Origin of the sequence: Aquincola agrisoli (genome assembly GCF_036621135.1) — a bacterium.
Taxonomy (GTDB): domain Bacteria; phylum Pseudomonadota; class Gammaproteobacteria; order Burkholderiales; family Burkholderiaceae_C; genus Aquincola; species Aquincola agrisoli.
The window spans coordinates 207104-221322 of the sequence record NZ_JAZIBG010000020.1 but is presented as its reverse complement, the minus strand read 5'-3'; the positions used below and the strand labels follow the sequence as shown (position 1 = coordinate 221322).

Genomic DNA, 14219 nt, shown 5'->3' with positions numbered 1-14219 from the left:
GAGGAGACCGAGATGGCATGGACACGACGCGCGCTGGGCCTCGGCGCGCTTTCCCTCGCCGCGCTGCCCTGGACGGTGCGTGCACAAGCCGGCTACCCGGCCGCGCCGGTGCGCTGGATCGTGCCGTTCCCGGCCGGCGGCGGCACCGACGTGGTGGCCCGCCTGCTCGGCCAGGCGATGGGCCGGGCCCTGGGCCAGACCGTCGTGGTCGAGAACAAGCCGGGCGCCGGCACGATGATCGGCGGCGACGCCATCGCCCGCGCGCCGGCCGACGGCCACACCGTCGGCACGGTGGACGTATCGACCGTCGCGCTGGCGCCCAGCCTCTACGCCAAGGTGCCGTACCGGCCGGACAAGGACTTCGCCTACATCGGCGGCACCACGGTGTTCCCGTTCGTGCTCGTCGTGCACCCCGGGGTGCCGGCGCAGAACCTGAAGGAGCTGCTGGCACTGGCCCGCGCCAGGCCCGGCGAGCTGAAGTACGCGACGCCCGGCGCTGGCGGGCCCAACCATCTGGGGATGGAGCTCTTCCAGCGCACGGCCGGCGTCCAGCTGCTGCACGTGCCGTACCGCGGCGATGCGCCGGCGCTGCAGGACCTGATGGGCGGCCAGCTGGAGATGTACCTCGTCAACACCGCCGCCAGCCTGCCTCACATCCAGGCCGGCAAGCTGCGTCCGATCGCGCTGTCGATGGCGCAGCGCAGCGCCGTGTTGCCCGACGTGCCGACCTTCGCCGAAGCAGGCGTGCCGGGCTTCGAGGCCTACGCCTGGCAGGGCCTGGCGGCGCCTGCCGGTACGCCGCCCGAGGTGGTCCGGCGCCTGAACGCCGAGTTGAACCGGGCCCTCGCCTCCGACGAGGTGAAGCGCAAGCTGGCCGAGCTGGGCGTGGAGCCGTCGCCGACCACGCCGGAGCAGTTCGCGCGGCACGTCGCGGCCCAGGCGGCCCGGTGGGGCGGCGTGATCCGCGACGCCGGCATCCGGCTCGAGGGCTGAGCCGATGGCGAGTTATCCCGAACTGCAGGGCCGCGTGGCGCTCGTCACCGGCGGCGCGAGCGGCCTGGGCCTCGCCGCCGCCGAGACGCTGGCGCGCCAGGGCGTGCACGTGGCCGTGGCCGACCTGGATGCCGGGGCCGCCGCCCGGGCGGTGGCCGCGCTGCCGGGCGGCGGCCACCTCGCGCTCGGCGGCGACGTGGCCCGCGAGGCCGACGTGCAGCGCTTCGCCGGCGCCGTGCTCGAGCGGCACGGCCGCATCGACGTGCTGATCAACAGCGCCGGCATCCCCGACAGCTTCCAACCCACGCTGGCGCAGGACGTGGCCGACTTCCGCCGCCTGGTGGACGTGCACCTGACCGGCACCTACATGGCCACGAAGGCCGTGGTGCCGGCGATGCTGCGGCAGCAGCGCGGCTCGGTGATCAACCTCGGCTCGGTGGCCGGCGTGCTCGGCCTCGCGCCGCGCAACGCCTACAGCGCGGCGAAGGCCGGCATCGGCATGCTGACGCGCACGATGGGCTGCGAATGGGCCGCCGAGGGCATCCGCGTCAACGCCATCGCCCCCGGCTACATGCTGACCCCCTTCGCGCAGAAGCTGATCGACGAGGGCAAGCTCGACGCGCAGCGCATCCGCCGCCGCACGCCGGCCGGCCGGCTGGGCACCGCCCAGCACATCGCCGACGCGATGGCCTTCCTCGCGTCCGACGCCTCGGCGTTCATCACCGGCGTGACGCTGCCGGTGGACGGCGGCTACATGGCCTGGGGCGCTGCGAGCGACGCCTACGCCGGGCCCCTCGACTGACGAGCCTTCCGATGGTCTACGAAGAACGCAACTACACCTTCCAGCCCGCGCACTTCCAGCGCTTCCTGAAGCTCTTCGAGGCCGAGGGCCTGGCGCTGATGAACGAGCACCTCGGCGGCCTCGTCGGCTACTTCGTGAGCGAGACCGGCGAGCTGAACACCGCCGTGCACCTGTGGGCCTACGCCGACCTGGCCGACCGCGAGCGGCGCCGCGCGGCGATGTGGGCCGACCCGCGTTGGATCGCCTACGCCGACAAGGTGCTGCCCTGGATCGTGCGCATGGAAACCCGCTTGCTCAAGCCCACTTCCTTCTCCCCCCTGAGGTAATGACCCATGAATGCTGAGAACCCGCTGCTCGTCGACATCCAGGACGGCATCGCCCGCGTCACCATCAACCGGCCGCATGCGCTGAACGCCGTGGGCGGCGCGCTGCACACCGCGCTCTCGCGCATCTTCATCGACCTGGGCGAGCGGCGCGACCTGCGCGCCATCGTGCTCACCGGCGCCGGCCGCGCTTTCTGCGCCGGCGGCGACATCGAGTGGATGCGCGACGCCATCCGCGACCCGGACCAGTTCGAGGTCGTGACTTGGGAAGCCAAGCGCATCGTCTACTCGATGCTGGACTGCGAGATCCCCATCGTCGGCCGCATCAACGGCGACGCGGTGGGCCTGGGCGCCACGCTGGCGCTGCTGTGCGACATCACCGTGATGGACGAGAGCGCACGCATCGGCGACCCGCACGTGCGCGTGGGCCTGAACGCGGCCGACGGCGGCGGCTTCCTGTGGCCGGCGGTGATCGGCTTCGGCAAGTCGCGCGAGCTGCTGCTGACGGGCGACCTGCTCGGCGCGGCCGAGGCCAAGCAGCTCGGCGCGATCGGCCACGTGGTGCCGGCGGCCGAGCTGGACACGAAGGTCGAGGCCATCGTCGGCAAGCTGCGCACCGGCGCGGCCAAGGCCATCCGCTGGACCAAGGCGGGCTACACCATCCCGCTGCGCCAGCTCGCCCACGGCCACATGGACGCCGGCACCGCCTACGAGTGCCTGACCAACCTGACGCGCGACCACGCCGAGGGCGTGGAGGCCTTCGCGGGCAAGCGCAAGCCGCAGTTCACCGGGCAGTGAGGCCGGCGGCAGGGCCGGGGCGGGCCATCCGCCTCTGGGCCAGTTGAGCTAGGCGGACGCGCGCGCGCCCGAGGCTGGGCGAGCGCTGCGCGGCCCTCTCCGGGCTCCACGCGCCCGACACCAGGCTCGTCAGCCGGGCGTTGTAGCCGATCCCCTGGCTGCTGACCGCACCGGCCTCCTTGACGAGATCTCGCCTGACATCACGCGGAGCACGCCGGGCCAGCTGCAACAGGTGCTGCTTCGGATCTGGCAGGCGATCGGGGTCGGGCGGAAGCACCGCGCTTGCCCCGAGCAACTGCTTCATCGCGTCGTGATCCGCCAACAGCCAGGCTTCGGCCTCGCGAACCGCAACCCGCAGCAGCAAATCGGGCGGCCTGGACCCTGCACCGTACCAGTTGTCCAGCAACGCCAACGGACAGGCGAGGTTGTCCAAGTCGGTCAGGACGACGACGGCTTGCCTTTGGGCCAGTTGCCGCCATTTGTTCATCCCAGCCCGGAGATAGCCCGCACCGTCCCTTCTCAGCAAAAGCGGGGGCAGAAAAACAGGCGGGAGTTCCGCCAACAACCTTTGGCCGATGGATTCGCTGAGGACGTCTTCGGTGGCCAGCGCGATGGGTGCTATTGCCATAGGCCCAGCTGATTGACGGAGGCGGGGCGCGTCTTCGGCAATACAACTTCTGCCACGGACAAACCGGCTTCGAGCGCACTGCTCTCGCCGGCATCCAACGTGCGGGCGGTGGTTCCCTCCGGTCCGGTTTCCAGCACCACCACGCTGCGGCCGTCGATACCGGGATTGCTCAGCAGTGCATCGCTGTGCGTGCTCAGAATGATCTGACGCCGAACCTTGCGATCCCTCTGCAGCCTGTCGAGAATCAGCGGAATCTGTTTGACGATCGCATCGTTCAACGAGATTTCGGGCTCCTCCAGCAACAAGGTCGAGTTGCCATCGAGCAGTGACCAGAGCAGGCCCAGCAGGCGCAACGTGCCATCGGAGAAATGCTCTTCCGATTGCCATCCGGCATTCGGGCGGTGATGCGCGTAGAGGGCTTCGAGGTGCGGGTGGCCCAGTTCGTCCTGTGTGTAGCGCAGCTCCTTGAACTGCGGCACGGCCAGCGTCAGTGCCTTGCCGATCTTGCTCAGCCGGGCGCGGCGCGTCTTCTCCGGCGTCTTGGCCAGGCGCTCGAGAAAACCCTGTCCGAACGGGTCGTCCTCCAGACGGCGGCCGCCGATCTTGTCAGCGAACTTCAGCAACTGCGGCACGAGGTGCAGGTAGGTGGTGCTACTGAAGAACTCGGCCAGCTCACGGAATTCGCCGTTGACCTGGATCTGCTCAAGGTGGGTCTGCGTCAGCAGCGTGGCGTCCTTTTCATCCAGTTCCGTAGGGCGGGTGCGAATCAACTCCCCCCCGCGCCACACCTGCTCCCGAGAAACCAGGATGCGTTGCGCCCCTTTTCCTTCCGGCTTGAAACCCAGCACATAGCGCCATTGAACCGGGCCGTCCGCGGTTTCTGCCAGGGCGACGTCGATCAGCACCTCCGGATCGCGCCTCGCGTGCAGACATCGGACCTTCGTGATGCCGTCACGGTCGCTGATGGCCGTTTGAAGGCCGCCCCCTCGGGGTTTGGAGATGTCTCTCAGGAACCGGAAGACATCCAGCAAGTTCGACTTTCCTGATGCATTCGGCCCCAGGAGGTAAGTCACGCCGCGCAGCGGGATATCCAGCGCGCGGAAGTTGCGCCAGTTCTTCAGTTTGAGATGGATGACAAACATGCGGATTCTTCAGTAGGGCCGCAACAAAAACGACAGGCGGTCGATTTCAACGCAAGGCCCACACATCTTCGCATCAGAAACAAGCGTTTCGGGGACAACCCGTCCAGCCCCCGGGCCGCCGCGCACCCATGGCGCGCTTGCCAGCCGCCGGAGGCGGCCACTGCGCCAAAAACCCTAGAATCGCTGGATGGCTTCCGACCGGACCTTGCTCGATCTGCTGCGCTGGCATGCTGCCGGGCGCCGGCAGACCACGCGTGACCGAATTCGGCACGCGCGCTGATCCTGCCCGCAGCGGCCACCGGCCATCCATCGGCGCGGCGGCAACGACTTCCTACCCGATACGCCACGAACGCGCCCGCAGACCGGGCGCGTCAAGCGCCATGACCGACAAGACCGACACCCCCTCCGCCACGGACTACCGCGCCACCCTCAACCTGCCCGACACACCCTTCCCGATGCGCGGCGACCTGCCCAAGCGCGAGCCGGGCTGGGTGAAGCAGTGGGACGAGGAAGGCACGTACAAGCAGCTGCGCGACGCCCGCTGCGGCGCCCCGCTCTTCGTGCTGCACGACGGCCCGCCGTACGCCAACGGCCAGCTGCACATGGGCCACGCGGTCAACAAGATCCTGAAGGACATGATCGTCAAGGCACGGCAGCTCGCCGGCTTCGACGCGCAGTACGTCCCGGGCTGGGACTGCCACGGCCTGCCGATCGAGAACGCGATCGAGAAGAAGTTCGGCCGCAACCTCAGCCGCGACGAGATGCAGGCCAAGAGCCGCGCCTACGCCGCCGAGCAGATCGAGCAGCAGCGGGTCGACTTCAAGCGCCTGGGCGTGTTGGGCACCTGGGACGACCCGTACAAGACGATGAACTTCGCCAACGAGGCGGGCGAGATCCGCGCGTTCAAGCGCGTGATCGAGCGCGGCTTCGTCTACCGCGGCCAGAAGCCGGTGTACTGGTGCTTCGACTGCGGCTCGTCGCTGGCCGAGTTCGAGATCGAATACGCCGACAAGAAGAGCAGCACGGTCGACGTGGCCTTCCAGGCCGCCGACAAGGCCGAGGTCCAGCGCCGCTTCAACGTGGCCGAGCAGCTCGCGCTGACGCACGAGCTGCCGTGGCTGCAGAAGGACATCTTCGTCGTGATCTGGACGACCACCGCGTGGACGATCCCGGCCAACCAGGCGCTGAACCTCAACCCCGAGCTCGACTACAGCCTGGTCGAGATCGACGGCCAAGACCGCGTGCTGCTGGTCGCCTCCGCGCTGGTCGAGCAATGCCTGGAGCGCTGGGGCCTGCAGGGCACGGTGCGCGCCACCGCCAAGGGCAAGGCGCTCGACCACCTGCAGTTCCGCCATCCGCTGGCCGACGTGCACCCAGGCTACGACCGGCTGAGTCCCGTCTACCTGGCCGACTACGCCACCGCCGACGACGGCACCGGCATCGTGCACTCGGCGCCGGCCTATGGCCTGGACGACTTCAACTCCTGCGTGTCCCACGGCGTGAAGGTGCAGGACATCCTGAACCCCGTGCAGGGCAACGGCGTGTACGCGGCCGATTTCCCGCTCTTCGGCGGGCAGCACATCTGGAAGGCGGTGCCGCAGATCATCGAGGCGCTGAAGAACGCCGGCCGGCTGCTCGCCACGAAGGAGATCAGCCACAGCTACCCGCACTGCTGGCGCCACAAGACGCCGGTGATCTACCGCGCCGCGGCGCAGTGGTTCGTGCGGATGGACGAAGGCGAAGGCGTGTTCACCAAGGACAAGGCGCCCAAGACGCTGCGCCAGCTCGCGCTCGACGCGATCGAGCACACGAGCTTCTACCCCGAGAACGGCAAGGCGCGGCTGCACGACATGATCGCCAACCGCCCCGACTGGTGCATCAGCCGCCAGCGCAGCTGGGGCGTGCCGATCCCCTTCTTCCTGCACAAGGTCTCGGGCGAGCTGCATCCGCGCACGATGGAGATCCTCGACCAGGCCGCCGACATCGTCGAAAAAGGCGGCATCGAGGCCTGGAGCCGCGTCACGGCCGAGGAGATCCTCGGCGCTGCCGACGCGCCCGACTACGCGAAGAGCACCGACATCCTCGAGGTGTGGTTCGATTCCGGCTCGACGTTCTTCCACGTGCTGCGCGGCACGCACCAGGGCACGGCCGAGCACCCGGGCTACCACCACCAGGGCCCCGAGGCCGACCTGTACCTCGAAGGCCACGACCAGCACCGCGGCTGGTTCCACTCGTCGCTGCTGCTGGCCTGCGCGCTCTACGGCCGCGCCCCGTACCGCGGCCTGCTCACGCACGGCTTCACGGTCGACAGCCAGGGCCGCAAGATGAGCAAATCGCTCGGCAACGGCATCGACCCGCAGGAGATCACCAAGAAGCTGGGCGCCGAGATCATCCGCCTGTGGGTGGCCGCGAGCGACTATTCCGGCGACATCGCCGGCGACGACAAGATCCTGGCGCGTGTGGTCGACGCCTACCGCCGCATCCGCAACACGCTGCGCTTCCTGCTGGCCAACGTGTCGGACTTCGACGCCGTGAAGGACGCCGTGCCGTTCGACGAACTGCTCGAAGTCGACCGTTACGCGCTGGCACGGGCGTCGCAGTTCCAGGCCGAGATCCTGGCGCACTACGACCGGTACGAGTTCCACCCGGTGGTGGCCAAGCTGCAGGTCTACTGCAGCGAGGACCTGGGCGCGTTCTACCTCGACGTGCTGAAGGACCGCCTCTACACCAGCGCGCCGAAGAGCCATGCCCGCCGCAGTGCGCAGACGGCGCTGTGGCACATCACGCAGGCGATGCTGCGCTGGATGGCGCCCTTCCTCAGCTTCACCGCCGAGGAAGCCTGGCGCACCTTCGGCGGCCAGAAGACGATCTTCACCGAGACCTACTGGTCGCTGCCGATCGCCGACGAAGGCCTGATCGCCAAGTGGGACCGGGTGCATGCCGTGCGCGACGCGGTGAACAAGTCGATCGAGGCGGTGCGCGCCGAAGGCGGCGTGGGTTCGTCCTTGCAGGCCAACGTGAAGGTCGGGGTGCCGGCCGACGACCACGCCATCCTCGCCTCGCTCGGCGATGACCTGAAGTTCGTCTTCATCACCTCGGCCGCGCTGCTGGAGGCGGCGGACGAGCTGCGCATCGAGGTGACGCCGTCGACCGCCACCAAGTGCGAGCGCTGCTGGCACTGGCGCGACGACGTGGGCGCCGACCCCGCGCACCCGACGATCTGCGGGCGCTGCGTCAGCAACCTGTATGGCGAGGGCGAGCGGCGTACAGTCGCGTGAACACAGACCCCACTGGAGTCTCCGATGCAAAGCCGCCCCGACTACACGGAATTGCTGAAACTGCCGCCGGCCGAGCGGCTGCAACTCATCGAAGATCTATGGGAAAGCCTGGCCGACAGCAGCCTCGAGGAACCGCTCCATCCGGCCATCCTCGAGGAGCTGCGCGACAGGCTTGCACGCTACGACGCAGACCCGTCGACCGCCATCTCCTGGGACGAAGTCAAAAGGCGATTGCGTGAGGATCGATGAGAACCATCGTCTTCACGCCCGACGCCCATGACGACATCGACACCGCACACCATTGGTACGAACAACGGCGTGCCGGCCTGGGTGCGACGTTCGAATCCGCGATCGAGGCAGCGCTCGCGCAGGTGCAGCGCGCGCCGGAGCGCTTGCCCCTGACGGTCGAGCCGTTCCGGCGCGTCGCCGTCCGCCGATTTCCTCACCACATCTACTACCGGTTCGATGCACAACGCATCGTGGTGCTTCTGGTCTTCCGTACGGCTCAGGATCCTGCCAAAGCGCTCGGCCGACTCTCTGCTCATTGACCCATGGCCAAACGCCCTACCGCTTCCTCCTCCACCCCCGGCCTCTGGCTCTGGCTCGGCCTGGCCGTCTTGGTCATCCTGCTCGACCAGTTCACCAAGACGCTGATCCTGGGCTACTTCCAGCTGGGCGACAGCCGCACCGTCACCTCGTTCTTCAACGTCGTGCGGGTGCACAACACCGGCGCGGCGTTCAGCTTCCTCGCGGGGGCCTCGGGCTGGCAGCGCTGGTTCTTCATCGGGCTGGCGGCGGTGGTGTCGGTGTTCATCGTCGTGATGCTGAAGAAGCACCCGGGGCAGAGGCTCTTCTGCTTCGCGCTGTCGATGATCCTCGGCGGCGCCATCGGCAACGTGGTCGACCGCGGCCTGCACGGCTACGTGGTCGACTTCATCCAGGTGCACGCCGGGGGCTGGTACTTCCCCAGCTTCAACATCGCCGACAGCGCGATCACGCTCGGCGCCATCTGCCTGATCGTCGACGAGCTGCGCCGCGTGCGCGGCACGAAGTAGCACCCGCGGGCTGACGCCTGCGCGACGCCGCGGCGCCGGCCGCGCCCGCAGAATCGGCGCATGGGAACGCTCTACCTCGTGCGCCACGGCCAGGCCTCCTTCGGCGCCGACGACTACGACCAGCTCAGCGCGCTGGGCCGCCGGCAGGCCGTGCGGCTGGGCGACTACTTCCGCGCGAAGGGCATCCGCTTCGACGGCGCGCTCGTGGGCACGCTGCGGCGCCACGTGCAGACCTTCGAGGGCATCGCCGAAGGCCTGCAAGCGCCGCTGCCCGCCACGCCCTGGCCCGGCCTGAACGAGTACGACAGCGCCGCGGTGATCGGCGCCTTCCACCCCGATCCGGTCGGCCGGCCCGACACGCCCGACCTCGTGCGCCACCACTTCCGCCTGCTGCGCGAAGGCCTCGCGCGCTGGATGCGCGGCGAGACGCAGCCCGCGGGCATGCCGAGCTATCAAGCGTTCCTCGCCGGCGTGACCGGCGCGCTCGACCACGTGCGCGCCACCTATGCCGGCGACGTGCTGCTGGTGTCGAGCGGCGGGCCCATCGCCACCGCGGTCGGCCACGTGCTGGGCACCGCGGCCGGCACCACGATCGAGCTGAACCTGCGCATGCGCAACTGCTCGGTCACCGAGTTCGCGTTCAATCCCAAGCGCCACACGCTCGTCAGCTTCAACGGATTGCCGCATTTTGAGCATCCCGATTGCACCGGCTGGATGACCTACACCTGAGGCCGGCCCGACGCACGACAGACCAGCCTGCTCACCTCCTCAGACGGCAGCGTCCTACAGCAGAGCCACGACCTCCCCGCTACGCTGGGGTGATATGGAACCCCTACGGCCCCAACGCGATTCAACGGGCATACGCGGACTGGACGATGTCCTGGGCGGCGGCCTGCCCACGAATCATTTCTACCTGGTCGAGGGCGAGCCGGGCGCCGGCAAGACCACGCTGGGCATCCAGTTCCTGCTGGCCGGGCTCGCGGCCGGCGAAGCCGGCCTGTACGTTACGCTGTCGGAAACCTCCGACGAGTTGCGTTCGATCGCCGCGTCGCACGGCTGGTCACTCGATGTCGACGGGCTCGAGCTCTTCGAGCTGGTGACACCCGACGGGCTGGCGGCGGAGTCGGAGCAATCGGTCCTGCATCCGTCGGAGGTCGAGCTCGGCGAGACCACCCGCGCGGTCATGGCTGCCGTGACGGCGCAGCGGCCCCGGCGCGTGGTGTTCGACAGCCTCTCCGAGATGCGCATGCTGGCGCAGGATCCGCTGCGCTACCGCCGGCAGATCCTGGTGCTGAAGCACTTCTTCGCCCAGTGCGGCTGCACCGTGCTGCTGCTCGACGACAAATCCTCCGCGGGCAGCGACGTGCAGTTGCACAGCATCGCGCACGGCGTGATCACCCTCGGCCAGACCGCGGGCACCTACGGCGAGGACAAGCGGCACCTGCGCATCGCCAAGCTGCGCGGCGCCAAGTTCCGCGGCGGCGAACACGATTTCAAGCTGGACACCGGCGGCCTCTCGGTCTTCCCCCGGCTCGTGGCCGCGGAACATGGCGTGCCCTTTCAGCCCCGGTGCCTGAGCACGGGCAGCGACCAGTTCGACGCGCTGCTGGGCGGCGGCCTCATGTCCGGCAGCAACATGCTGCTCGCCGGGCCGAGCGGGGTCGGCAAGACCACCACCGCGATGGCCTGCATCCTCGCCGCGCTGCGCCGTGGGGAGCGGGCCGCCTACTACCTGTTCGACGAAGGCCTGGGCACCCTGCTCTCGCGATGCGACGCGCTGGACATGCCGATCCGCGATTACCTCCAGAACGGCCAGCTCGAGGTGCATGCGCTGGACCCAGCCGCCGTGTCGCCGGGGGAGTTCTCGCACATGGTGCGGCGGGCCGTCGACGGCAGCGGCGTGCACGTCCTGTGCATCGACAGCCTCAACGCCTACCTGCAGGCGATGACGGGCAGCAAGTTCCTGCTGCTGCAGATGCACGAGCTGCTGTCCTACCTGAACCAGCGCGAGGTGGCGACGCTGCTCGTGCTGGGCCAGCACGGCCTCTTCGGCGAGGGCAACCCCGACATCGACCTCAGCTACCTCAGCGACGGCATTGTGCTGTTCCGCTTCTTCGAGGCCCGCGGCCGCCTGCTGAAGGCCGTGGCTTCGGTGAAAAGCCGGATGGCGGCGCACGAAACCACCATCCGGGAGTTCCGGCTGCAGCGGGGCGGCGTCGAGGTCGGCGAGGCCCTGGTCGACTTCGAAGGCGTGATGCGGGGCGTGCCCACCTACCGCGGCGCGCAGCCGCTGCTGGGCGATGGCGAGTCCGCACAGTGAGCGCGCCGGCCATCGAACGCCGCGTGCTGATCCACGCGCCCCGGGGCCGCGATGCGGACGTGATCGACGGCGTGCTGCAACGCCAGTCGATCCCCACGGCGGTCTGCCCGACCGCCGGCGCCTTCCAGGAGCGGCTTGCCGAGGGCGCCGCTGCGGCGGTGGTGGCCGAGGAGACGCTCGCGACCCTCGTGCAGGAGCGGCTGGTGCAGTGGCTGGCCGAGCAGCCGAGCTGGTCGGAGCTGCCGTTCGTGGTGCTCGCCACCCGGCAGGCCGGCCGCCGCCCGGCCGAGGCGCGCGCCGTGCTGCGCACGCTGGGCAACGTGATGCTGCTCGAACGGCCGTTGAACGCCGAGACCCTGGCCAGCGCGGTGGAGTCCGCCGTGCGGGCCCGGCTGCGGCAGTACCAGACGCGGCAGCACCTGCACGAGCTGCACGAGGCCCGTTCGGCCGAAGAGCGGCTGAACCGCCAGCTCGAAGACCGCATCACCGCGCGCACCCATGAGCTCGCCGCCGCCAACGATCGCCTGATGGCGGAGATCGCCGAACGGGAGCGCACGCAGGCCGCGATGGTGCACATGCAGAAGATGGAGGCGATCGGCCGGCTGACCGGCGGCATCGCCCACGACTTCAACAACGTGCTGCAGGTCGTCAACATGAACCTGGAGCTGCTCACCCGCCAGAGCGCCGAGCCGGCCATCACGGCCATCGCCGAGCGCGCGCGGCGCGCGTCCGGGCGCGGCGCCAAGCTCACCGTCCAGCTGCTGACCTTCGCGCGCAGCCGCTCCCTGGTGCCCCGCCTCACCGAGGTCCAGGGCCTGTTGCGGGGCATGCAGGAACTGGTCAGCCTGTCGATCGGATCGACCATCCAGCTCGAGATGGCGCTGAGCCCCAGCCCGGCCTGGGTCAAGCTCGACTCGAGCCAGCTCGAGATGGCGATGCTCAACCTGGCCGTCAACGCCAAGGACGCCATGCCGGACGGCGGCCGCCTCACGATCGGGTCGCGCCTGGAGACGCTGAAGCCCGATGGCCTGCCCGAGGGCCGCTACCTGCTCGTGAGCGTGTGCGACGAAGGCACGGGCATCGCCGAACACCTGCTCGGCAAGGTGTTCGATCCGTTCTTCACGACCAAGCCCGTGGGCAGCGGCACCGGCCTCGGCCTCAGCCAGGTCTACGGTTTCGCGCAGCAGTCAGGCGGCTTCGCCACGCTGGACAGCCGGGTCGGCGAAGGCACCTGCGTGACCATCGGCTTCCCCGTGGTGGCGCCGCCCGACGCGACCCAGGATCCGGAGCCATCCCCGGGCGAGGCGAGCGGCCGGCCGCTGCGCATCCTCGTCGTGGAAGACGACGCGGAAGTGCGCCGCGTGCTCGTCGAGAGCCTGCGCATGGAAGGCCATGCCGTTGCCGCCGCGTCCGACGGCATGGAGGGGCTGCAGAAGCTGTCGCGCGCCGAGCACGACCTGATGGTGGTCGACTACGCGATGCCCCACATGAACGGCGCGGAGATGATCCGCCGCGCCCGCGGCCTGCGGCCCGAGCTGCCGATCATCCTCGCGACCGGGTATGCCGACATGGCCGAGGTCGCGAAGGTGCTGGGCACCCGGTCGATCCTCATCAAGCCCTTCGACCTGGACGCGCTGCGTTCCGCGGTGTCCCAGGCGACACGGGGCGACGACGGCGGCCGGCCGCCGCAGCAGGACTGAGCCGGCGCGCCGCCGGCCGTCGGCCGGTGCTTGCATTGCCGGCGGGAGGGCCTTCAGAATCGGTCCCCCGCTGCGCCTGCCCGGCGCGGTGCCTGGTGTGTGAACACGGAGGCGATCCATGCCGGAACGAGCCGAAGTCATCCAGCGCCTGTCCGCCCTGGCCGTCCGGCAGGTCGACAACTTCAACCAGAGCGACGAACACCGGGCCTGGCAGGCGGGCGTGGCCATGGCCCAGGGTTACTGCCACGGCATCTGCCTGGACTGGGTGCGGCGCGTGCTGCAGGGCGGGCGGGCCGCCTACGGGCCGAACCCCGCCCGGCAGAACGACGCCGGCTACGACTTCAACGCCCGCCGGCAGAACCAGGCGCGGCGCCAGGGCAATGCCTGGAACCAGTTCTACGCCATCCGGGAGGACGTGCGGCGCGTCAACAACGCCAACTACACCAGCGCGCGGTCGGACTACGAATCCCGGTTCAACGACCTCAGCGACCTCATTCGCCAGCTGATACCGCTGTACAACGACAACGCGGACCTCGGGGACTCGAAGCAGGTCACCCTGCCGGGCACGCTGGGCACGCGGCTGCGCGCCCGCTACAGCTGGACGGGCCCCGCCGGCCAGGCGCAGGTGGGCCTGCTGGAACAGATCATCACGGACCTGCAGGCCGAGCGATCAGCCTTGCAGGCGCCCCAGCGAACCCCCGCCGCGGCGCAGGACCAGCGGACCTGGCAGCGCTTCACCCAGCGCATGGACCAGGCGTACGGGAAGCGCCGGGCCTTCCAGAACATCGACCTCGTCCACCTCAACCCGACGACCCGCTTCAACACGCTCGACGACGTGGTCGCCTCGGTCACGGACCCGGCGATGAACGCCTACGCCAACGGCATGGCCATGGTGATCGGGATCGACATGCGGACCACCGACGGCGACTCGGGCCATGCGGTGGCCATGCACTGGAGCGGCAACAACCAGCATGTGTTCCTGGACCCGAACTACGGCATGTTCGAGTTCGACAGCCTGCACCAGGGCCGCAGCGTGCGCAGCGCGCTGCGGTACCTGTTCGCACAGGTCTACCCCACCTACAGGTCGGTGCGGGCCGTGCTGAACCAGGTCGAGTACTCGACCTACCGCCGCGCGGCGTGACCCAAAGGAGCGGCCGCGCCGCGCCCCCGCGGGGCTCGT

At 69.4% G+C, this 14219-nt stretch carries 14 protein-coding genes; 12 read left to right on the top strand and 2 right to left on the bottom strand.

What is annotated here, in order from left to right:
* Positions 1–12: 12 nt before the first annotated feature.
* The 4 genes from V4F39_RS08970 to V4F39_RS08955 are packed head-to-tail and all read left to right on the top strand — an operon-like array spanning position 13 to position 2916.
* Positions 13–993, top strand: coding sequence for a Bug family tripartite tricarboxylate transporter substrate binding protein (locus tag V4F39_RS08970; RefSeq protein WP_332288980.1), 981 nt, complete (start codon positions 13–15; stop codon positions 991–993).
* Positions 994–997: 4 nt separating this feature from the next.
* Positions 998–1795, top strand: coding sequence for an SDR family NAD(P)-dependent oxidoreductase (locus V4F39_RS08965; RefSeq protein ID WP_332288979.1), 798 nt, complete (start codon positions 998–1000; stop codon positions 1793–1795).
* An 11-nt stretch (positions 1796–1806) separates the two neighbouring features.
* A complete protein-coding gene (locus tag V4F39_RS08960; protein ID WP_332288978.1) occupies positions 1807–2121 on the top strand; it encodes an NIPSNAP family protein in 315 nt (104 codons plus the stop codon).
* 6 nt (positions 2122–2127) lie between these two features.
* Positions 2128–2916 carry an enoyl-CoA hydratase/isomerase family protein gene (locus V4F39_RS08955; protein ID WP_332288977.1) on the top strand — a complete coding sequence of 263 codons (789 nt, stop codon included), beginning with the start codon at positions 2128–2130 and terminating at the stop codon, positions 2914–2916.
* Here V4F39_RS08955 and V4F39_RS08950 read toward each other — a convergent pair.
* Both V4F39_RS08950 and V4F39_RS08945 read right to left on the bottom strand, forming a co-directional pair.
* The gene (locus tag V4F39_RS08950) at positions 2903–3544 is read right to left on the bottom strand and encodes a hypothetical protein (RefSeq protein WP_332288976.1); all 642 of its coding nucleotides are present in this window, start codon (positions 3542–3544) and stop codon (positions 2903–2905) included. The genes V4F39_RS08955 and V4F39_RS08950 overlap by 14 nt on opposite strands.
* Positions 3535–4686, bottom strand: a complete 1152-nt coding sequence (locus tag V4F39_RS08945; protein ID WP_332288975.1) for an AAA family ATPase — start codon at positions 4684–4686, stop codon at positions 3535–3537. The genes V4F39_RS08950 and V4F39_RS08945 overlap by 10 nt, the downstream gene beginning before the upstream one ends.
* A gap of 380 nt (positions 4687–5066) precedes the next feature.
* Here V4F39_RS08945 and ileS point away from each other — a divergent pair, with 380 nt between their 5' ends.
* The 8 genes from ileS (at position 5067) to V4F39_RS08905 (ending at position 14180) form a co-directional block, all read left to right on the top strand.
* A complete protein-coding gene (gene ileS, locus V4F39_RS08940; RefSeq protein ID WP_332288974.1) occupies positions 5067–7964 on the top strand; it encodes an isoleucine--tRNA ligase in 2898 nt (965 codons plus the stop codon).
* A gap of 24 nt (positions 7965–7988) precedes the next feature.
* Positions 7989–8213 carry an addiction module protein gene (locus V4F39_RS08935; protein ID WP_332288973.1) on the top strand — a complete coding sequence of 75 codons (225 nt, stop codon included), beginning with the start codon at positions 7989–7991 and terminating at the stop codon, positions 8211–8213.
* Positions 8210–8512 (top strand): type II toxin-antitoxin system RelE/ParE family toxin, encoded by a 303-nt coding sequence (locus tag V4F39_RS08930; RefSeq protein ID WP_332288972.1) that lies wholly within the window; start codon positions 8210–8212, stop codon positions 8510–8512. Before V4F39_RS08935 ends, V4F39_RS08930 begins: the two co-directional genes overlap by 4 nt.
* A 3-nt stretch (positions 8513–8515) precedes the next feature.
* Positions 8516–9019: a signal peptidase II gene (gene lspA, locus V4F39_RS08925; RefSeq protein ID WP_332288971.1), complete on the top strand. Its 504-nt coding sequence runs from the start codon at positions 8516–8518 to the stop codon at positions 9017–9019.
* Between the two features lie 60 nt (positions 9020–9079).
* Positions 9080–9748 carry a histidine phosphatase family protein gene (locus V4F39_RS08920; RefSeq protein WP_332288970.1) on the top strand — a complete coding sequence of 223 codons (669 nt, stop codon included), beginning with the start codon at positions 9080–9082 and terminating at the stop codon, positions 9746–9748.
* Between the two features lie 94 nt (positions 9749–9842).
* Entirely contained in the window at positions 9843–11339 is a 1497-nt protein-coding gene (locus V4F39_RS08915; protein ID WP_332288969.1) for an ATPase domain-containing protein, read from the top strand.
* Positions 11336–13039, top strand: a complete 1704-nt coding sequence (locus tag V4F39_RS08910; protein ID WP_332288968.1) for a response regulator — start codon at positions 11336–11338, stop codon at positions 13037–13039. Before V4F39_RS08915 ends, V4F39_RS08910 begins: the two co-directional genes overlap by 4 nt.
* A 118-nt stretch (positions 13040–13157) precedes the next feature.
* Entirely contained in the window at positions 13158–14180 is a 1023-nt protein-coding gene (locus V4F39_RS08905) for a YopT-type cysteine protease domain-containing protein (RefSeq protein ID WP_332288967.1), read from the top strand.
* Positions 14181–14219: the final 39 nt, after the last annotated feature.